At 45.1% G+C, this 20,003-nt stretch carries 26 protein-coding genes and 1 pseudogene; 11 read left to right on the top strand and 16 right to left on the bottom strand.

The window, feature by feature from the left end; all coding sequences use genetic code 11:
- Positions 1–2: 2 nt before the first annotated feature.
- The 14 genes from Xenpb_RS06490 to Xenpb_RS06425 all read right to left on the bottom strand — a co-directional run bounded on the left by Xenpb_RS06490 (position 3) and on the right by Xenpb_RS06425 (position 11,584).
- Positions 3–566 (bottom strand): DUF3261 domain-containing protein, encoded by a 564-nt coding sequence (locus Xenpb_RS06490; protein ID WP_187653587.1) that lies wholly within the window; start codon positions 564–566, stop codon positions 3–5.
- Positions 563–2,887, bottom strand: a complete 2,325-nt coding sequence (locus tag Xenpb_RS06485) for an MMPL family transporter (protein ID WP_187653586.1) — start codon at positions 2,885–2,887, stop codon at positions 563–565. The genes Xenpb_RS06490 and Xenpb_RS06485 overlap by 4 nt, the downstream gene beginning before the upstream one ends.
- On the bottom strand, positions 2,859–3,464 hold the full coding sequence (locus Xenpb_RS06480; RefSeq protein ID WP_187653702.1) for an outer membrane lipoprotein carrier protein LolA: 606 nt from the start codon (positions 3,462–3,464) through the stop codon (positions 2,859–2,861). The genes Xenpb_RS06485 and Xenpb_RS06480 overlap by 29 nt, the downstream gene beginning before the upstream one ends.
- A 14-nt stretch (positions 3,465–3,478) precedes the next feature.
- Positions 3,479–3,901: a thioesterase family protein gene (locus Xenpb_RS06475; protein ID WP_187653585.1), complete on the bottom strand. Its 423-nt coding sequence runs from the start codon at positions 3,899–3,901 to the stop codon at positions 3,479–3,481.
- Positions 3,902–3,904: 3 nt separating this feature from the next.
- The gene (locus Xenpb_RS06470; RefSeq protein ID WP_255523063.1) at positions 3,905–5,614 is read right to left on the bottom strand and encodes a glycosyltransferase; all 1,710 of its coding nucleotides are present in this window, start codon (positions 5,612–5,614) and stop codon (positions 3,905–3,907) included.
- Entirely contained in the window at positions 5,611–5,970 is a 360-nt protein-coding gene (locus Xenpb_RS06465; RefSeq protein WP_187653583.1) for a hydroxymyristoyl-ACP dehydratase, read from the bottom strand. The genes Xenpb_RS06470 and Xenpb_RS06465 overlap by 4 nt, the downstream gene beginning before the upstream one ends.
- A complete protein-coding gene (locus Xenpb_RS06460; RefSeq protein WP_187653582.1) occupies positions 5,957–7,345 on the bottom strand; it encodes an AMP-binding protein in 1,389 nt (462 codons plus the stop codon). The genes Xenpb_RS06465 and Xenpb_RS06460 overlap by 14 nt, the downstream gene beginning before the upstream one ends.
- The gene (locus tag Xenpb_RS06455) at positions 7,342–7,920 is read right to left on the bottom strand and encodes a hypothetical protein (RefSeq protein ID WP_255523047.1); all 579 of its coding nucleotides are present in this window, start codon (positions 7,918–7,920) and stop codon (positions 7,342–7,344) included. The genes Xenpb_RS06460 and Xenpb_RS06455 overlap by 4 nt, the downstream gene beginning before the upstream one ends.
- Positions 7,921–7,953: 33 nt before the next feature.
- On the bottom strand, positions 7,954–8,205 hold the full coding sequence (locus Xenpb_RS06450) for an acyl carrier protein (RefSeq protein ID WP_187653700.1): 252 nt from the start codon (positions 8,203–8,205) through the stop codon (positions 7,954–7,956).
- A gap of 11 nt (positions 8,206–8,216) precedes the next feature.
- Positions 8,217–8,474: a phosphopantetheine-binding protein gene (locus Xenpb_RS06445; protein ID WP_187653699.1), complete on the bottom strand. Its 258-nt coding sequence runs from the start codon at positions 8,472–8,474 to the stop codon at positions 8,217–8,219.
- Between the two features lie 24 nt (positions 8,475–8,498).
- Entirely contained in the window at positions 8,499–9,284 is a 786-nt protein-coding gene (locus tag Xenpb_RS06440; protein WP_187653698.1) for a 1-acyl-sn-glycerol-3-phosphate acyltransferase, read from the bottom strand.
- A gap of 1 nt (position 9,285) precedes the next feature.
- Positions 9,286–10,005, bottom strand: a complete 720-nt coding sequence (locus Xenpb_RS06435) for a beta-ketoacyl synthase chain length factor (protein ID WP_187653581.1) — start codon at positions 10,003–10,005, stop codon at positions 9,286–9,288.
- A 13-nt stretch (positions 10,006–10,018) separates the two neighbouring features.
- A complete protein-coding gene (locus Xenpb_RS06430; protein WP_187653580.1) occupies positions 10,019–11,092 on the bottom strand; it encodes a class I SAM-dependent methyltransferase in 1,074 nt (357 codons plus the stop codon).
- Between the two features lie 102 nt (positions 11,093–11,194).
- Complete coding sequence (locus Xenpb_RS06425) at positions 11,195–11,584, bottom strand: hypothetical protein (RefSeq protein WP_187653697.1); 390 nt, start codon at positions 11,582–11,584, stop codon at positions 11,195–11,197.
- Positions 11,585–12,343: 759 nt separating this feature from the next.
- Here Xenpb_RS06425 and Xenpb_RS06420 point away from each other — a divergent pair.
- Positions 12,344–12,595 (top strand): hypothetical protein, encoded by a 252-nt coding sequence (locus tag Xenpb_RS06420; protein WP_187653579.1) that lies wholly within the window; start codon positions 12,344–12,346, stop codon positions 12,593–12,595.
- Here the strand turns inward: Xenpb_RS06420 and Xenpb_RS06415 are convergent.
- Positions 12,585–12,947, bottom strand: a complete 363-nt coding sequence (locus Xenpb_RS06415; RefSeq protein WP_187653578.1) for a hypothetical protein — start codon at positions 12,945–12,947, stop codon at positions 12,585–12,587. The two genes, Xenpb_RS06420 and Xenpb_RS06415, sit on opposite strands and share 11 nt — an antisense overlap.
- A gap of 100 nt (positions 12,948–13,047) precedes the next feature.
- Here Xenpb_RS06415 and Xenpb_RS06410 point away from each other — a divergent pair, with 100 nt between their 5' ends.
- From Xenpb_RS06410 to Xenpb_RS06370, 9 genes are all read left to right on the top strand, one after another.
- Positions 13,048–13,383 (top strand): hypothetical protein, encoded by a 336-nt coding sequence (locus Xenpb_RS06410; RefSeq protein ID WP_255523046.1) that lies wholly within the window; start codon positions 13,048–13,050, stop codon positions 13,381–13,383.
- On the top strand, positions 13,307–13,804 hold the full coding sequence (locus Xenpb_RS06405; protein ID WP_255523045.1) for a hypothetical protein: 498 nt from the start codon (positions 13,307–13,309) through the stop codon (positions 13,802–13,804). Before Xenpb_RS06410 ends, Xenpb_RS06405 begins: the two co-directional genes overlap by 77 nt.
- Positions 13,805–13,806: 2 nt before the next feature.
- The gene (locus tag Xenpb_RS06400) at positions 13,807–14,508 is read left to right on the top strand and encodes a DUF3383 family protein (RefSeq protein ID WP_187653576.1); all 702 of its coding nucleotides are present in this window, start codon (positions 13,807–13,809) and stop codon (positions 14,506–14,508) included.
- Positions 14,465–15,901 (top strand): hypothetical protein, encoded by a 1,437-nt coding sequence (locus Xenpb_RS06395; protein WP_187653575.1) that lies wholly within the window; start codon positions 14,465–14,467, stop codon positions 15,899–15,901. The genes Xenpb_RS06400 and Xenpb_RS06395 overlap by 44 nt, the downstream gene beginning before the upstream one ends.
- A gap of 227 nt (positions 15,902–16,128) precedes the next feature.
- Positions 16,129–16,473: a hypothetical protein gene (locus Xenpb_RS06390; protein ID WP_187653574.1), complete on the top strand. Its 345-nt coding sequence runs from the start codon at positions 16,129–16,131 to the stop codon at positions 16,471–16,473.
- A 133-nt stretch (positions 16,474–16,606) separates the two neighbouring features.
- Positions 16,607–17,434, top strand: a complete 828-nt coding sequence (locus Xenpb_RS06385) for a hypothetical protein (protein WP_187653573.1) — start codon at positions 16,607–16,609, stop codon at positions 17,432–17,434.
- Positions 17,435–17,828: 394 nt separating this feature from the next.
- On the top strand, positions 17,829–18,092 hold the full coding sequence (locus Xenpb_RS06380) for a type II toxin-antitoxin system RelB/DinJ family antitoxin (RefSeq protein ID WP_187652387.1): 264 nt from the start codon (positions 17,829–17,831) through the stop codon (positions 18,090–18,092).
- Positions 18,079–18,360, top strand: a complete 282-nt coding sequence (locus tag Xenpb_RS06375) for a type II toxin-antitoxin system YafQ family toxin (protein WP_187653572.1) — start codon at positions 18,079–18,081, stop codon at positions 18,358–18,360. Before Xenpb_RS06380 ends, Xenpb_RS06375 begins: the two co-directional genes overlap by 14 nt.
- Before the next feature lie 71 nt (positions 18,361–18,431).
- Complete coding sequence (locus Xenpb_RS06370; RefSeq protein WP_187653571.1) at positions 18,432–19,055, top strand: Gp138 family membrane-puncturing spike protein; 624 nt, start codon at positions 18,432–18,434, stop codon at positions 19,053–19,055.
- 58 nt (positions 19,056–19,113) lie between these two features.
- Here Xenpb_RS06370 and Xenpb_RS06365 read toward each other — a convergent pair whose 3' ends face one another.
- Positions 19,114–19,320, bottom strand: a complete 207-nt coding sequence (locus tag Xenpb_RS06365) for a hypothetical protein (RefSeq protein WP_187653570.1) — start codon at positions 19,318–19,320, stop codon at positions 19,114–19,116.
- A gap of 44 nt (positions 19,321–19,364) precedes the next feature.
- Between Xenpb_RS06365 and Xenpb_RS06360 the strand changes: the two are divergent.
- Positions 19,365–20,000: pseudogene (locus tag Xenpb_RS06360) on the top strand (site-specific integrase); the annotation flags it as partial.
- Positions 20,001–20,003: the final 3 nt, after the last annotated feature.

Here is a 20,003-nt window from a genome sequence, read left to right as displayed (position 1 = left end):
TTTTACTCTTCCAGATGCTGAATGGCGATGTCATAGCCAAAAATGAACTGCTGGACGCGAATCGGGCGTCGTTTGCCATTCACGGTATCATAATGAATTGCTGTGATTAATTTCCCATCCTTGTCATGTAGTTGGCGGAAATTGCCGCTGTCCTTGAGTGTCCAGCCAGAAGGAAGCCGGGTCTGCCAAACGGAAACAGGCCAATAACTCAGCATGATATCAGCCAATACTTGATTGGCGGGTGGAAGTTCCGGCAAAACAATAGACTGCTCGGTATGGATGCCGTTTTTGTCGTAATCCAGTTTGAATAACCGAATGCCTAACGAAGACAACCCTGCCAGTGATAAGTGCTGTTCATTGGCACTAAGCAACACAATCAATGATTGTTGTTTGCCTTTGACGGTGGCTGTTAACAATTGTTGCTCATTAATCGCAGGCGTAATGCTCGGTTCTGGCAGGGAAACACGTACACCCGGCTTTAGCCACGCACTGGTCGAGCTATCCTGTGGGAAATTCGTACACGCTGCCAACAGGCAAACCAGAGATAAGACAGCTATCCGTATCATGATTTCTTTTTCCTTTTTGGGCGCTCAGGCATTGCCAGTGGAGAGAGCAGGAATGCGGTAAAAATCCCACTGCATAACACAATGCCAAAGCTACTGATTGCTTGGGTACTACTGAATACCAACATGCCCAGCGTGAGCAATGAAGTACACATTGCTACGCTGATTGCCAACAAAGAGGTGAGTGGCGTACCACGGGGATTGCTGAAAAACAGGGTATAGTTGATACCAATACCTAGCACCAAAACCAGCGCCAGAATGGAGAATAAGTTAAGGCTATAGCCGCTAAAACCGAGAACAGCCAACCCACACCCTAATGACAGCAGTGATGGCAATATACTGATAACACCCCGGCGCAAGCCCAACCGGATAATATAACTGACGGCGATCAAGATAATTGAATCCACCAGCAACCAGCCAAGCATGGTGCGGTAAAACTGAAACATTTCATCAAAAGCCAGTTTACGGTCGATCCAACTGACACCTGCCTGTTTCTCCGCTAATTGGCGCATCAGCACACTGTCTTTAACATCGTTGACGGGTAGCAGGACGCCGCTTTGACCGTTTGGCAGGGTTATCCACATCAGACGCCAGCCTTCACTGACCACACTGTTGAGCCAGTCATTCGGCATGACTGTCATAGGATGGGTATCTGGCTGTTTGATTATCAGTCCTGCGTCTGACAAACGAGCGATGATATTGGGAATAGCTGCCTTGATAAGCCCAAGATCCCGCTGCTGTTGCGCCAGAGAGGAAAGGGGCAGACGCTGGTAATGGCTGATATTACCTTGCTGTTTTTCTGCATCCAGTTTGGGGATAAAAGACTCTAATCGTTGTAATGTTTGTTCTGCATTATCGCCATAAACCACGAACCATTTTTGGTCACTTCGCTGCCCGGTCAGCGCGGCAATGTGTTTTTCCTGTTGATGGATATCCTGTGGCAGAGCCTGTAATTGGGCAATGTCATCATTGACGTGCAAACGAGAGATTCCCAATAAGGCAAAAATGACCAGCATAGCGGGTAACCCGATATAAAACAGGCGATTACGTCTCCACAAAGCCAGCCAGCGCATTAGCATAATCATGGCAGGAATTGGGCGCACAGGCAGATTTTTAGCCAGTCGGGGATACCAGCAAACGACGGTTAAGCAGGACGCTGTCAACCCCGCAGCGGCAAATACAGCCAATTGGCGCAGGCCAGGGAAGGGGGCAAACATCATGATGAGATAGGCAATAACGGTGGTCGCTAATGCCATTAATAAGGCAGGCAGGACTTTTCGCATGCTTTGCCACGGTGTGACTTCCTGTCCATGCACCATGCGCTCAGTCAGATAATAAATGGCGTAGTCAGCAGAAATACCGATGATGCTGATGCTCATCACCAGCGTCATAAAATGCAATTCGCCAAAGACACCTAAAGTTGCTACGGTTCCGGCCAACGCGCCGATACTGATGGACAGAACACACAACAGCAACGGCTTCAAAGAGCGGAACATTCCATAGATGAGTAGCAGTACACCAAGTACGGTAGCGCTACCTAATGTCGAAATATCGTGCTTTGCCTGTTGTGTCGCGTAATCGCTGTAAAACAGGGTTCCTCGTGAAATGACTTCGGCATCAGGATATTGCGTTTTCAAGGTTTGCTGCAATTTATCGAGTTCAGTGACCGCATGATGTCCTTGCTGCATATCAAAAGAGGAACTGTTCAGCTCTCCGTGGAGCAGATACCAGTTTCTTCCTGACTCATCTTTAGCAACCAACCAGCCATCCTGAAGGCGTAGTTGGCTGGATGTTTGCTGAAGCGCCAGTTGCGAACCCCTGACCAGCATTAAGGGATCATTGTTGAGCTCTTGTCCACTGACACCGGAAAAGGCGGAGTAAACTTGAGACAGTATCCAGTTTGCCTGCTGATTGCCATCGTCTTTCAGCCTGTCACGGGTAGCAGGATCGAGCATCGCATTGCGGTGTTCATAGTAAAAGCGTCCCCAGGCTTGTTGCTGTTCTGCGGTCATTGGCCCTTTGACATGGGTCAGAAAGGCGGTTTTTTGCAGATGTTCCAGCCAATATTGCGCAGGTGCAGGATCTTCTTTCTTTCCCGGGCTGACCATCCAGACCAATTGGCGATCAAGACGTTGTATAAACTCTTCTTGCAAAGCGGGCGGCATCTCTCCGGCACTTTGTGCAGGCAGTAAGGCCAGTACGCTGGTGGATAAGCGGGATTGAGGTAATAAGGCTGCCAGTGATATCAGTAAGATAGTGCACATGAGCAGCCAGAATAATGCCAGCAGACGCGGCTCAGAATTTGAAGTGTTGCTCTTCTTCATGGCTTAGCGTCTCAGGAGTCAGTCGGTGTTGAGTAAACGATAATTCTGTGCGATCACCTTGGCGATCGGTGAGTAAAATAGCATCAAGATTAGTTTGACCGTTCAGGGTAATCGCTGTGAAAAGTTTGTCCAAAGGAGAGGTTTTTGGAGTTAATACCAAACGCCACTTTTCCTGTCCTAAGTCACTGAACTCGATTTTGAAATTTTCTTCCAGCACAGCACGATCGGCCTGAAACAGGGCCCGCATCAAATGATTGAACTGAAACAGTTGTGGATTAGAGTCAGCGGTAATTACCTGAGGCGCTTGCCCCGGCATGATTTGCACCATATGGCTGTCATCCAATACCAGTGTCAACGGGAAAGGTTTCTGCTGATGCCACCACAGCCCTTTATGCTGTGAAACCAACATTTCACCATTGGAACGCAGTGGTTGAGGCATACCCTGAATTTGGCGCTCCTGTGTAAAGTGAGCCCGAACAACAGGCTGGTGCGTAAAGCGCTGTTGTAACTCTTCAAGGGTAGTGGCATGTGCCACGTTATTGATTATCAGAAAATTTGCTGTCAGAAATAGCAGCATCCAGCGCCATTTTTTCACGGCCTAACTCCCATGCGTTCGAATAGAATGTCCGGGCTGACAAAACTCATCTCCTGTGTTTCTTCGGAAACGGCAACCTGAATGGTGTAGCCCATCGTTGTTTTTTGGCCGCTTGCAGCATCAAAAATCTGGTAGGCAATTTTCAGGCGGTTTTCAAATTCTTCAATGGTGGCCCTGACGCGTATTTTTTGTTCGAAGCGCACTGATGCACGGTATTTGATTCGGGCATCAACGACGGGCCAGACATAGCCGGATTCGCGCATTTCGCTATAACCATAATTGAATTGGTTCATCAGCGCTTCACGGGCAATTTCAAAATAGCGGAAATAATTCCCATGCCAAACGACACCCATGGGATCTGCGTCATGAAATGGCACGGTGAATTCGACCTCGGCGGTAAAACGGGGATCAGTCAGCATTTTTTATTCCTTATTTGTCCGATCGGCTGGCAATTGCCAGAAATCGAAAAAATTGAACCAATCAAGGGGAGATTGCAGGGCGTAATGTTCCAGACGGGAAGCGTAGTGATCCACGGCCTGTTGCAATGCCTGTTCTCTTTGTTTACGCGGCAATTCCAGCGGGTTGGCGAAGTGCTCGCAATAAATTCTGAATTGGCTATTTTGTCGGAGAGCGAACATTAACAATACTGGGCAGTGCAACACGGATGCAAGGATAAACGGCCCTTGCGGAAAGGGAGCGGGGTGACCAAGGAACTGGCTCCAAACAATACGTTGGGTATTGGCGCGGGAAGGATTAACCGCAATCCGATCACCGACAATAGCTACCCATTCACCGGCATCAATTTTTTCTTTCAGCATGATGGCGGTATCGGCTCCCACATCCGTCACAGGCAATAAATTGATTCCTGCCTGTGGTGAGACTTCTTCAATAATTTGTTTGAAACGTTGGGCATGTTCAGTAAACACCAGCGCATTGATAGTTTGTTTCCCTGTCTTTTGTGCCAGTGCCCGACAGACTTCAATGTCGCCCAGATGAGAAACCAGAAGCAGCTTGCCACCTGAATTCCCATCCAAAAGCGTCTGTTCTGCGTCTGGTGCAAATTCGATATCTTTTCCCCATTTCAAATCACCGCGCCAGCTTGCGATTTTATCCAACATGGCTCCGCCGAAACGCAGGTAATGGCGGTAACTATCAAGGCGTGGTGGAATGGGGAAACCTTTACGTTGCATGGTCTGTTTCAGACGCGCAAGATACTGGCGGGATGCCTGACGTTGTGAGCCGCCCGTGGCCCAGAAATAGCCAACAACAGGATAAAGCAGCCACTCAAAGGGTTTGCGTCCGAGCCATCGATAAACCGCCAGCATAAACTTCATGCCAAGCAGCCCCTTGCGCTCTTTAATATCAGACCAGTGACGCTGGTTGCGCCATAATCGTTTACGCCATAACAGCGAGGGAATACGTGGTAACATGCCGAAAAACAGACGGGTATGCATCCATGAGATGCTGAGGTTATCCCGCAGTGCATCGAAATGGGATAAGCCATTTTCAGGATAAATCACTTTTGTCGGCACAAACTCACTTTCTGTTCCTTGCCAATAAAGCCGCACCATGATTTCGATATCAAAATCCATCCTGCGACCAATGTCTTTTTTAGCCAACAGTTGTAGCGTAGGAGCCAACGGATAAACCCGGAAGCCGCACATACTGTCTTTGATGGAAAAAGAAAGCGTCTCTACCCAAACCCAGAAATGAGTGACATAGCGTCCATAAAGGCGGGATTTTGGCACGGAAACATCATATATCGGATTGCCGGAAATCAAGCTGTTGGGATACTGCTGCGCTTTTGCCAAAAACGCGGGAATATCGTCAAGACAATGTTGCCCATCTGCATCAACCTGCAAGGCGTGGCTATATCCTGAATCTGTGGCAGCTCGCATTCCTGCCATAACGGCACCACCCTTGCCCTGATTATGTGCAAGGCGGATAAGCGTCACATTGGGAAGCGATTTTGCCAAATCTTCAAGGCGATGTTGAGTATCCGCTGCACTTCCGTCATCTACGATAAAGCAGTGAAGTTGATAGGGCGATAACCTTTCTAATACAGCAGGTATGGTTGCGCCGTGGTTATAACAAGGAATAACCACGCAGGGCGTCATGATGTTCACGCTCAGCGACATAACTTTATCTTTCCTTGGCTTGCAGTCTGATATTCGCTGCCGTTTGGAACTTCTACTTCATAGCTAAAGGTCAGAAGCTGTTTTTCTTCTGTCCACGTCATTTTTAACAGAAGTTTGTCACCGGGTTGCAGGGGAAACTGGAATTTCACCATTTCAATCGAAGAGAAAGACCAGCCTGGCGCAAGTAAACTCTCAGCATAGTGCATAACCCAATCGATTTGGGCCACACCCGGCAAGAGTGGCTGAATGGGAAAATGCCCACGAAACCAAGTCAGATCGGGATCTAAATACAGTTGTATAATGGCCTCATTTTGAACAGGTTGCTCGCGGTGAATTTCAATGGGTTTCATTAAATAGCTCCTGTAACGCAGGCCATGCGCGTTTGCTTTGGGCATTCAAGGGAATGGATTCGATAACTCGCCAGTAACGGGGTAATGCGACGGGTTCCAGCCAAGGCTTCAATTGGCAACGCCAATGTCGGGAAAATTGATGAATACCTTGTTGCTGATAGCGTTCGTAGTCTTCGTGTTCTAAAACCACGACTGCGCCAATGTAGTTGCGTCTTCCCCGATTGATGAGCAGTGCCGCAGCATCAGCGATGCCATGAATGTCACACAAACGGCGCTCAATTTCAGACAGTGAAATGCGTTTTTCTTCAATTTTTACCAGCCGGTCACGACGTCCCAATAGAGTGAAATTACCCCGGTCATCGAAGGCAAACTGATCATCCAAAATTAAGCCTTTGGATTCAGTCACCAGCGGAGAATAAACGCGCAGATTTCCTTCCTCATCTTCGCGGAACGAAACGTCCTCAAATGTTGTCCATACGGCATTGTCTGTTTTACGCTTGCGCCAGGCCATGACGCCGGTTTCGGTACAGCCATAAATTTCATTGGGGAGAATATTGAGCCACTGTTGCGCCTGTTCTGCATGGACAAAATGCAAAGGGCCGCCCGCCGAAACCACAAAAGCGCATTCTGGTGCGGCAAGTTTGTCATCCAGCCTTTGTAAAAAGGCGGGGCTACTGATCAGGGCGCAACGTGGGCTACCGATAAGTTGTTCGGGAAACTCCACCATTTTGCGGTCAAATGGCAAACCCAATGACATAGGCAGCCAGATACGGAAGGTCAGACCATACAAATGTTGATGACTGACCGACGCTCTGACAACGCAAGATTGCAGTTTATCTCCCCATAAGGCCGCCAGCCATTGGGATTCAAGATCCATGGCTGCGACAGGTTTGATCACTTGCTGAGGTGTCCCCGTTGAACCGGAAGTAAACATCACCAAAGCGGCATCAGCCGGGATAATCGGTAATGTGATGTTAAGTGAAGTGTTTTCCATAACATCAACATCTGGATTAGGCAGTAAGATTTGCCAGCAAGGACAGGATAAGGCCAGAGGTAAATCGGTTAATACACCGTCAAACAGAGATTGTTGTTCCTGCAACTGAGCCTCACGGCAATGACCGGGAATCACGGGAGTCTGGCCGGCATGAAGTGTTGCCAGCAGTGCGACACAGAAATGGTAACTATCTTCAAAACACAGCGCCCAGCGGAGAGTTTTCCGTTCTTGATCTTGCAAACCCCGCTCTTTGAGACGCAAATACAGGGCGATGACATCCTGCCGGAGTGTATTCAGGCTGATAGCATGATTACCCCAACCGATGACTCTATTGGGGCAATTATCCTCTGATAGCCATTGGGATATGGGTTGTACTTTCATCTTTTCTTTACCCGTTGGCGTATCAGCCATTCAACGGTGATGAGTATCCCGATTAATAGATAACTCACCATTCCGTTCCACAATGTCCATAATGCCATATCGTTATACAGGCAAGTCCCAAGTGCGACAGCGCCATTGAACATAAAGAACAGGCACCAGATATGAGTGACTTTACGTGTATAGATAACGCCTTCTGGAGGTAAATTCGGCTCTTGGTAACGGGCCATTCTTTCAATGATGGGAGGCCCATAATGCAATGAACCACCGAACAGAATCAGCAGAACGGTATTAACGACTACTGGGTAGTACATCAGCAATTGATGATTGCGCAGGAATAAACTGGCTAGCCCCAGGATTATTCCGGCCATGGACAATATCCATCCGGCATTCCAACCCGTTTTTTGCTGATTTTGCGTTTGGTATTTGCTTAACAGTAATCGCAAAACAAAAAACAGAATAATGACAACTAATATTGCATAAAATTGCCCGTAGTTGACCATCGCCCACACCAGGAAAGGCCAGGCGATCAACATCACGGTATTGGCAATACGGAACAATAAAATCAATGGCTTCAATTAACTACCCAGATGCTTGTTGTGTTGTACTGATTATTGTTCTTTCAGTAATTGTTCCACGGCATCCACAACGTCCTGAACCGTGCGGACAGATTTGAATGCTTCTGGTTTGATCTTGCGGCCGGTTTTTTTCTGTAAATGGACGACCATATCAACCGCATCAATGCTGTCGAGTTCCAGATCTTCATAAAGACGTGATTCAGGCGTAATGTCTTCAGGGGACAGTTCAAACAATTGAACCAAGAGTTGTGATACTTCCTGAAAAATAGCTTCTTTTTCCATGATGACACCTGTTCTTATACTTGTTGTGACTGGATATAAGTTGCCAGTGCGGCGACAGAAGAAAAGTGCTGGCGCACCTCTTCACTTTCGGAAGATAAGACGATGCCATAACGATTTTTGACTGCCAAACCCAGTTCCAGCGCATCAATAGAGTCTAGCCCTAATCCATCGCCAAACAAGGGAGCATCGGTTTCAATATCAGCAGGTGTGAGCTCTTCCAGATTCAGGGTATCTATGATTAGTTGTTTTATTTCATTGTGTAATGCTTGCATCATCGTATCCGATATCGATTAATTTTATGGTGTTAATAAATGAGTAAGCTGGCGATTGAGCTGACGGGCAGCGATGGCGTGTCCGTTCTCTGTATCAACAGCAAAATTTTCATTGGTGAGTTGTTCACCAATGGTGATCGTATAAATGGGTTTTTGGGGTGGAATTTGATACCACTTGCTTTTCTTATCTAACATTCTTTGGCTGCAAGTAATATGTATGATCCGTAAATCGCACTCACATCGTACAGCGATATTGGCAGCCCCACGTTGAAGCGAAATAGGGTGTCCCGGAGTCGTGCGCGTTCCTTCCGGGAAAATCAAAATATTGTGCCCGGAAGCTAACCGTTCGCGGCAAACAGGAAGCAAAGTTTCTGCATCGCTGTTGATGAGGTAACGGGCTGAACGGATGGCACCACTGACAAACGGATTGCGCAGCAGCGCTGATTTTACGATGCAATCCACATCTGGCAGGGTTGAGGCCAGTATGACGTAATCCAGCAAAGTAGGATGATTCGCAACGATCAAACAGCCTTTGTCGGAGCGAATTTTTTCCAGACCACTAAAATGGTAATCCAGTGCGCCTAATTTTCTGGTTAAAAAGAGAAACAGACGGAAGCTGAACGAAATGCTGTGACGAGCAAGGCGGCAACGTTTGTCTTCATTGCGTTGAAAAAATAGCAATAAATTAAACCAGATAAGGGAAAGCAGTAGCCCACCTATGCCAAACAGGACGAAACAGAACCCCGTCATGAGCAGACGCCAGAGCCAGTGAGTTCGTTCAGCGATATTGACTATAATCCTTTTCGCCATCTTATCGGTTCCAATTCCATTGGCAACGATCCCCAGTAACCATGAAATTTTGCTCACCCCGCAGCCAGCCATGAAGAAACTGTAAGCTTTGGGGAAGATTAGGCTCGGTTTCCGGGGAAGACTGTTTTGTACAGCACAGGCCAGTACCCTGCTCCAATAGCAGCGCTACCGCAAACGGATAGGTTGGGGTATTGGCATCAATGACATTGTGATAAAAGCCGGGGATCTCACCATCAAAATCAACGAGCAGGATTTTACGCTGACCCGCGTGGAGCAGTGTCAGGGCTTCAAACAGACCTTGCTGAAAACTGTCAATGCCTGCCGAAATGGAAGAGGAAACCAGAGGCGCTTTAGCCACAATGGTCAGATTGCCGACTGAAGAGTTATGAACTGACATGGCAAAATTGGTTGGCGAAATGCTCTCTGCCTGTGCCAGATTCTGCAATATCTGGTAATTGCGTTCCAGCTCACCATGACGACTGCTATAAACAATAGCATCGACTTGATTGCGACGCAGAATACTCAAGCCACAATCGACGGCAAGGCGGCTACCTGAACTGAGACGACGCGCTGTCATCATGGGTAACTGGGTGCATTTTGCTGATCGGCATGAACCATCAATAACGGCAGGTGTTGTCGCAGACCACTCTTTCCATTCTTCAGCCATGGAAAGACCCGGTGCGATGGCTTGCCAATCTGTAATATCCAATGTCAATTTCATGAAATACCGTTCGTTACTGCTTTTTGCAGATCAGTAATGTGTGTCCAAGCCCTAACTGATCAATTTGGCTTTCTATCACCAACCCTGCTTTATTCAGGAATTGGGTAAAGTCATCAATACTGTAAAAACGGCTATTGCCATTTGCCATACAAGTAAAATAAAGCGAGGTCGCATTAAGACTATAAGCCGCTGCTTCAAAAGGCTGGCAGTCCCAGAACAGCTCCATAATGCAAATTCGTGCATCAGGTTTCATTGCTGCTGAGATCTTGCGTAAGATGCCTATAATTTGTGTTTCGGAAAAACAATCCAAGAATTGGCTCATCCACCAGATATCTGCTTCTGTGGGTAAATCGTTATCCGATAACATGTCAACAGGATAGCCGAAAATACGGTCAGCCATACCTTGGCTGCGTATATTTTCTTCAGCCAGTTTTATTTGCTGGGGTAAATCCAGAATAGTGACGCTGACTTTACTGTCATATCGGCAGCAGCGCAATGCCCATTTTCCTGTATTGCCACCGACATCATAAATCACTTTAGGATTCATGGAGAAAATGGCTTTCAAGGCTGCGCTAAAGGCGGAATCAGAATAAAAATGATCGAATGAAAACCAGCTCGTTTTTGCAGGTTCAGGCAATTGGCTAAGGGCAGGATAAATGGTTGGCCATTCACCGAATACTTTTAACCCGGCAGGCTTATTTTTCATAAGCGATTCTTTTAGATGAAATAACCCCTGATAACAAACGTCTTGGGTAAAATCCATATTGACGCGGGTCATCTTATCATGCAGCAAATAGTGGCCGATTTTACTGAGAAAATAACGATCCTCTTGTTTGATGATAATTTTACCGCTCAATCCCATATCCAGCAAAATACCCACGCCGTAGCTGTCTAATTCTGAATTGCTACAAATTTCATCTTTAGTTGCACCATTCTTATGATTTTTATCCAGGAAAGATAAAATTCCACAATCGCGCAATCCGATTGCAGTTTGAAATAGCATGGGAGCAAAAGCAATGCGCTGAGCTTCAGTAATCGCTTCCAGAGCACTGAATTCGTCTTTATCATAATTGTAGGGTGCAGTCATATATCCCAATATCCGATATGTCTATAGCCAGAAAATATATTTAAAGATTAAAGCCTATCTCATCAGGAATTTTTACCTATTGAAGTAGGCTCTAAGATGATGTTATTGATTAGCCAGCAGGGCTAAATTTGACTGAATATCTTTATCCAGGTTATTGACCCAACGATTGTAATTGCGGTGAATTTTGCCGTTACTTTCTCTCAATTCATGGCTGGTGACATAATTAATAGAGTAGTTTTTAGCGGTATAATTGATGCGTATTTGAACGTCATGTTTGCGATTTTTCAGGAAACCATCAATAACACCCGGAGAAACTTCAGTCATGACCCATCTGCGTTTTTTACCTGCTTCCAAAATAGCTTTTTTCACGGAAGGCAGGGAGTTATGTGTCGCGATAGTAGTTTGAGGCGTTAATATTGGCGCATTCCGTGCACAACCTGCGAGCGTGACGATGCAAGCCAGACTGATTAACAGTTTATGTAAAGTTTTCATCATTTTTCTCTTGTTAGATGAGGCAATATAGCTTGTGACATAATTACTTTGCGTAGAATATCTTAAATAAATTCTTACAATACTGCTACATCTATCATTTCACTATAAATATTATTAAGAAAACCTCCACTTCCCATCCGATTTTTATCTCTATGTTTTACTGTTTTTTCATGAATAATTGACTGTACAAAAGTACATTTGTATGTATTTATACTATTGGTTTGAGGTTGGATGATGAAGGTTAATTGTGAGTGTTTGCTTTGTATAATTAATATGAATTCTATTCTTGGATTTATTTATATGGTGAATGAATTATTTTGTAATATGAGTGATAAAAAGACAGCGAATAGTCACGTCTGTTATTTTTATTATTAATATTTTAATGGTATTTCAGGGAGGCTTTTCATCAGTAGAGAATGTAGTCATTTTTCCTTATTATTAAAAAGAAAATATAACTCATATTGGTTGGTTAGTAGTATCTGAGTGCAATAACCCCGCCATCCTCAGAGAAGTGTGCATCATTGATGTAATCTTTACTCGGTCAAGTTTTATCAAATTTTATTAATTCGTTATCTATTATTTTATGTCATCCTGCCAACAAAACATGCAACTCACCAAGCTATTAACCAATTGAATTTAGTCAAGCCGTACTCTCCAGTATTGATGAACCAATTTATTAATGTTCACAGGCGGAGAAGTACCCCACCGCCTTCATATTATTTAGCAATGTGTATTGTTGATTAAATGAGGGAATAAACTATGAATATTCAAGATAAAAAGCCTGACACACCTATCTCAGAAGATTGTGATTTAGTCGTAGTACCAACACCGGAATATGTTAAAAGTTCGGTCAAGGACGCGGTTGATAGGCATGCGAAAAGCCGTAACCATCCTGATGCAACTCTTAGAGAAAAGGGGTTCGTTATCTTAAATAACGAAGTAGATATATTCAGCTCATTTAATTCATTCGCTGCGTCGATAATATCCATGTTATTTCTCGCTATTTGTTGAGGTGACGGTAGAGAGGGAATATATCGTCAGCAATATCGGGGTGAGCTTCATTGAATTCTCGCCATTGTGATACTCTCTCTGATTTTGTTGTTGATTCCAGAGTGCGACTCATTCCAGTATTACGCCCCCAAGCCACAGGCTCCATATTTTCATATTCAGCGAGCTTTTCTACTGCATCGCAAAGTTGTATTATATTTTTAGGATATATCATTAAATCAAGGTTATTAACTTCTCTGAAATATCTTTTTATAACCTCAGTATCATTTGATTTCATGAATTCACTTTCTGCTAACAATACCGCTTCACTGCGTTTTTTCATTTCCCGCGCCAATTCAATCACATCATTTCTCATCCCCATTTCTCCGTAATTATAGTTTCTGGTAGTGATATGAAATATTTATCCCAAAATACATCGCAACTTCTCCAGTCAATAACCTATGAGGTACGCGAAGATGGATAGTTTCGTTGACGAAATCTTCGATGACGAGTTCTTCCGGCAGGAACAGGAATTCACATCGCCTGATGGTAATAGCCGAAAACTGGTCTGTATCGTTTTCCCAGCCGGAGAGGATGACCTGAAAATTCTGCCGGAAGGGGATCGCTATAACCCAACCGTCAAGGTGTTGACTCAGGAAGAAGTGAAAGTGAAAGACCTGCTTTTCTGGAATGGCTACCGCTGGCGCATCGTCAGTAACGCACGTTGGAATGACTATGGATACTACGACTCTCTCGCAACTCGATATGAGGGCAGTCAGACAGACGATAGCGACGGTTTTGAAATCACGTAAGGAGTTGCCAGTACTGGATGGTGATGGTGAAACTGATGTCTCTGATATGGGCCATTTTATTACGGTCAATCGGGTGACATCGGAACTGATAGGCGAAGAATACAAGTTCGATGCCAAACGTGAAGTCGAAATTATCACCGTCACCCGTGAGACGCTTATTTCTGTCAACGCTTTCGGCAAGAACTCATATCTCATTATTGAAAAACTCGCCACTGTTCTGAGAACCAGCTACGCGCAATCCCTGCTGACCCGTATCGGGGTTGGACTGGTCAGGAAATCCCAGATTCGAAACCTGCCTACCGCTATTGCGGGTGGTAAAGAGCAGCGGGCGCAAATCGATTTAACTCTCTCTCATATCCACCGAATAGAAACGCCAATAAATCAGGCGAGAACGGTCGATATTACTCTCTATGAGGATTAGCAATGAGCTTATCTATTAAAGAGGTGGTCAATGCTCAGATCATGCCACAGGCAATGGCGGCACAGCGCCGTGATTTGAGCATGGTCGCCATTTTCACGCCTGAAATCGGAAGTGTGTTCACGGATGACACGACACGTTACATTATTGTGTCCGGTGCGCAGGATGTGGCTAACCTGTTCGGGACGAAATCAGAGGCATACAAAGCGGCGCAATCGCTGTTTTCTGTGCGCCCTCAGCCAAAACGCGCCGTCATCGGTCGTTGGGCGAAGACAAAGCAGGAAATCCCCGCGACCGCCAATGCGTTGAGGGGTTCCACCCTCTCTGCGGGTATTAACGCATTCAAGACTGTCACTGACGGATCAATGACACTGAATGCTGGTGGTAAAGATGTGCTACTTTCCGCTCTGAATTTCAGTCAGGCGATTGATTTTTCTGATGTCGCAGGCGTTATACAAAAAGGCCTGCCTGAAAACAGTAACCTGTCTGTTATCTGGGATGCCACCGGGCATCGGGTCATCATTCAGGCGCAGGCAGCAGGAGTCAATCCAGCGACCAAACTCGGCTATGTCACTCAGTCAAATGCCGGAACCTATGTCGGCAATATGCTGAAACTGGAAGACGGGCAGGCATCGATTATGGTCGGCAAAGCTGCGGTGACTGTTGAAAAAGAACTCCCCTCCGAGGCGTTGCATAGCCTCAAATAAGGAGCTGATCACCAAGGGGCTAACTAAAGTTATTCAAGCAGGTGGCAAAGTCATTCAGGTTATCACTAACTCAGTGAGGGCGGTTGATAAAGTCATCTCAGGTACAATTGGCTGGAAAAATGCCTTACTGGTACTGGCAGGCGTATTGGCAATAGTGAAGCGCGGTATGATCATGGCTTTTATTACCAACCCTGTCACATGGGTGATTGCGGCTATTGCAGGCCTGCTTCTGTTATTGGATGACCTGATGGTCTACCTTGACGGTGGCGATTCCCTGTTCGGTGATTTCTGGGGATCCTGCATCAAGTGGATTAAGGACGTTAAATCATGGTGGGACAGTCTCTCTGGTGAAATGAAAACCTCCATTAAGTTGCTCAGCGGTATGCTGGGGGTGATGTTCAGCACCAATATGTTCTTGGCAGTCACAAAAGGCGTCGGCGGATTCGCTAAAGCACTTAAGTGGTTGTTCTCACCGCTGACCGCAGTCGCCAAATACGCCCTAACCGCAGGGAAAGCCTTTATCTGGCTGGGACGGGCGTTATTGATGAATCCCATCGGACTAGTAGTTGCGCTGATTGCCGGGCTTATCTATGTGCTGTATGACCTGTATCAGTGGATCACAACGGGTGAATCAGCCTTCGGTGGACTCTGGAAAGCGATAGCCAAAACATGGCAGGAGATTAAGCGGCTGTTCAGGGAGGGATTCCGGTATATCCTCCGGCAGTTTGGTGTGAGTGAGCGCGATGCAAACCGGTTCGTTGATACGCTGAGCGAGATATTCAGCACCATCTGGAACTGGCTCACTTATCCTTTCCGAGCCGCTATAAAACTAGTTACCGGCCTGTACGACATATTCACCGATGATTCGACCACCTGGACACAGAAGCTCGGCAAAATCTTTGACCTGATTTGGGACTTGCTGACTACCCCGTTCAGGGAAGCGTTTAAATTCATCCTGAGTCTGTTCGGACTGAACGAGAAAGACGTGAGTAAGTTTATTGATGATATCGGCAGACGGTTCTCTGAGGTGAAGGAGTTGATTAAGAAGCCGTTTAAAGAGGCTCTGGATTGGGTGATGGAGTATTACAACAAAGTTGTTGCTAAGATTAATGCGGTAAAGAATTTCTTTAAGTTTAATTCTGATGCTGAGATTGCTCAATTAGAGCAAATTGCCGCCACCGTTAATGCTGGTGATGGCTCCATGATCGGTCAATCTACTGCTTATTCAATAGCTAACAGTAGTAATCAGACAACAATTAGGCAAGGGGATATAAAAGTTGAGCAACATATCACTGCGCCTTCACCAGAGAGGGCAGGTCAGTATGCGGCTGATGGTATCGGAAGGGAGCTTAAACGCACGAATTATGCGTTAGTAAGTACCTTATCCCGTTAGTGATTAATTGCATGTGTTTTGACAAGAATAAAATAAGGAAATATTATTCTTATTGGTGTCAGAACCGCGACCACAAATAAATCGCTTAAATAAAGCGAATGCAAGTAAAACTTAAATTTAACAATGCCGAGATGGTGGTGAATATAATACCCTCACGGGAAATCAACCCAGCCTTTCATGTGGTAGGCTTCTGAACATCTTGGCGCCTTAATTAGGGATGTTTAAGAATGAAAGCATTAGCTATTATTGCTCTTATATTTTCTGCTCTGTCTGTTTTTATTCCTGTTGGTGGTGTATTCATCGCTATGTTCTGTAGTGTTCTTGCTCTTATCACATTTTATAAGAGTCCAACATTATCCGGTGTGACATTTGGTATTAACGTCATTGCTACAGCCTTTTTATCGCCAAGTATTATGGCTACCGCTGCTACAATGCACAGTAATGGCGAAGATGGTGTAGGGCTTTATTGGTTCTATGTTGGCTTCCATGTCGTTCTTTTTGTATTGGCAGTTCTCGCCTCAATGATTTTAAAGAAAAGAGCAAGCAAAAAACAAACTGCAACAGCGGGTTAATTGCAAGATAAGCCCCTTACGGGGCTTTATAATCGCACCATAACTGGATGAAAAAACACTAACAAAACTTGACGTTAGGTGCTTAAATGTGCAATCAAAATAGTTGGTTAATTTAATGGAAACAGGCATCTAAATGAAAAAAGTATTGAAATGGGTTGGGATAGTGTTTGTTGTCCTGTTCGTAATTGGACTTATTGTTGGTAAGGATGAAAATAAATCAGTGGAAGATATTTCTGTTTCTTCTGCACCTTCCAGCTCTTCTAATAGCAAGAAAACAATTTCTTTGACAGCAAAAGAGGCTGAATTTATCAACTTTGCTATTGAGGATGATGCTGATGTGGCTTTCAGTGGTGGGGATGCTTTGATTAAGCCTGATGTTATTTTTGTAACAGCTAAAGAATTACAGAAAAATTATGCTGCGAATGAAGCAAGAGGCGATAAGACATACAAGGATAAGGATATGGTTATTACTGGTGTTGTGTCATCTATTGACTCAAGCATTGGTGATATTCCTGTTGTTACATTAAAAACAAATGACATGTTTAATACCGTTCATGTTAGATTCAAAAAGCAGTATAGGGATATTGCTATTGAACTAGACAAAAATAAAAAAATCACTTTCTTCTGTAAGGGGGATGGTGTGATTATTGGTTCCCCTACAGTGAGTAGCTGTATGCCTGTTGATGTAGCTAAAAAAGACTTCATTAATAAGCAAAAACAATATGTAAATAAGGCACTTGAAGGCGATAAAAGCGTACCTGATGAAGTAAAGGGAATTATACTTTTGACAAAAATAGTTGGAGAGGAAACCAATGATTTTGCGAAATGTGAAAAATTTGGTAAGAAATGTCTGGACTCTACCATGCAAAAAATGAAAGCATCGGGAAAGGATTCGAAAAGCTATCTAGAATCATCACCGGTTGCACAAGAACTTAAAGAAATATTAGGCGAGAAGAAGTAAGCAACAGGGGTTTTACGTTTTGGTAAAGCCCCTCATACTTTCTGGATGCGCTGATTAAATAATCATTAACACGGTTTATCCCCGCACCTACGGGGAACACTAAAAGGGGGGATCTGGATCTGACCTATAACTCGGTTTATCCCCGTACCCACGGGGAACACAACGTGAAACCTGACACAGCGCCGGATAAACGCTTTGGCACCGTATATTCATGGCCTGCCGCAGCGTGGTTAGCTGTGTATGGTATCGATTTATCTGAACTGCTTTAGCGACTGATACTAAGCCACGGATGGCTTTAATTTCGAAAGAGGTTATTTTTTACCCATAAAAGTTGATAATAGGTATTCATTGAATTACAATTGAATTACAACGTCATTCAATGAGAGATATTATTATGGCTACAAACCAGCTAGTACAAACCCGTATTGACGGTGAAATTAAAGCAGAAGCGGCTGCTGTTTTGGCTGCGATGGGACTGACTGTATCAGATGCCGTCCGTATGATGTTAACGCGAGTGGCAAGAGATAAGGTATTGCCGTTTGAGCCTCTGATACCAAATGAGACAACAATAGCCGCAATGAAAGAAGCTCGCAAAGGTGGCGGTAAATCATTTTCCTCAGTTAAAGATTTAATGGCTGATCTCAATGCGGACGACTGATTATACAAGCCAGTTTAAGCGAGATTACAAGAGAGAAAAGAAAGGTCGTCATCGTGAAACTCTGGATGACGCACTTATGACGGTGACTGAATTACTGGCCTCTGATAGCTTGCTGGAACCGAAATATTGTGATCATGCCCTTTCTGGTGATTGGAAGGATTTTCGAGACTGTCACATTAAACCTGACCTGATATTGATTTATCAGAAGCCAGACGCTGACGTATTGCGTCTTGTCCGACTTGGTTCTCACTCAGAACTTGGCTTATAGCATTTTTTGACAGAACAGAATCAACTTGAATATAACCCGCCTTTGAGCGGGTTTTCTTTTATAGGTACTCTATGGACTTACTCAGTGGCTTTAACACCACGCGCGCCTCAGTAATCACTCGCTCTAATGGTCACACTGCCACAATCGAACTGATGATCACCCAAATATTACACAGTGGTGAGGTGCTGGAGTTGCCGCCGCTGGTGGATGTTCCTGTTCAGTTTCCGCGAGCGGGTGGGTTTTGTTTTACGGTTCCTGTTTCTGCGGGTGACGAGGGACTGGCGATATTCTCAGAGCGCTGTATTGATGGCTGGTATGCAACGGGTAACAAATCCGTACCACTGGATGCGCGATTGCATGATTATTCTGATGCGTCATTTATTCCCGGCATTTGCAGTCAGCCTAAAAAAATCCCCGCCTTTTTTCATGGTGGTGCGTCCATGCAAACTGACGACGGCTCAACGTTCATTCGTATGATACACGGGAAGATCACCATTCAGGGTGATATTGAACATCTGGGAAACAGCAAACAGACTGGAAATCATCAACAGGCCGGAAACTGGAACCAGACCAGCGGCAACAGTGAATCAAGTGGCACAATCACTGCGGCCAGGGTTATTGGTGGTGGTGTAGATGTTGAAAATCACACGCACCCTGATTCACACGGTGGCAATACAGGGAGGCCAAATAAATGAGAGTGAGGCGGCTGGACAACAATCATGATTGGACATTTGGTAACACAATCTCAGGATTCTATACCCCACCATCAACGAGCGAACAGGTCACCGCAACACATTGGTTTGTAAACGGAATTGCGAACTGAATGGTTCCTGATACCTGCGACCATCCATCAGATGGGGTACTGGGATGTTGTCCAATTGCCTGTCCCCATTGAATAATCACGCCGCTGGGCAGTTTTTGATATCCTGATTTGGCGTGCCGGGACTCAAAAAACGACATATCAGGGATCTGATTGTGTCCGTTGCCGATGGTTCTATATACAGCGTCCGATAAACCGACGAATACGATGGATAGAACATCATGAAGCAAAAAGGCTGATTGATGAGTGCCCAGAACCGTTAAAATCCGTTGTTAAATTTGCTCTGTCTACAGGGTTGCGGCGTTCAAATATTATTAATCTGGAATGGCAACAGATCGACATGCAGAGAAAAGTTGCATGGATTTACCCGGAAGACAGTAAGTCAGGTAGGGCTATAGGGGTAGCCCTGAATGATACAGCATGTCAGGTTTTGCGTAACCAGATAGGCAATCACCAAAAATGGGTGTTCGTGCATAAAAAATCCGCTAATCGAAATGACGGGACCAGAACGCCAGTCATCCGAAAAATGCGAGTTGATGATAACAAGGCGTGGAATTCTGCATTGAAGCGGTCAGGAATAGAGAATTTCAGATTCCACGACTTGAGACATACATGGGCCAGTTGGCTGGTTCAGGCTGGCGTTCCATTATCAATTCTACAGGAAATGGGGGGCTGGGAGTCAATCGAAATGGTTCGTAGATATGCACACTTAGCGCCAAATCATTTGACTGAACACGCGCGTCATATAGATGCGATTTTTGACACCCAAGTCCCATCTACGTCCCAAGGGACAGTTATGGCTAGGGTAAATGGTGTGTAAGTT

The sequence above is a fragment of the Xenorhabdus sp. PB62.4 genome, from assembly GCF_014467285.1.
GTDB lineage: Bacteria > Pseudomonadota > Gammaproteobacteria > Enterobacterales > Enterobacteriaceae > Xenorhabdus.
Note: the sequence above shows the minus strand (reverse complement) of the source record. Positions and strands in the feature narration are given on the sequence as shown.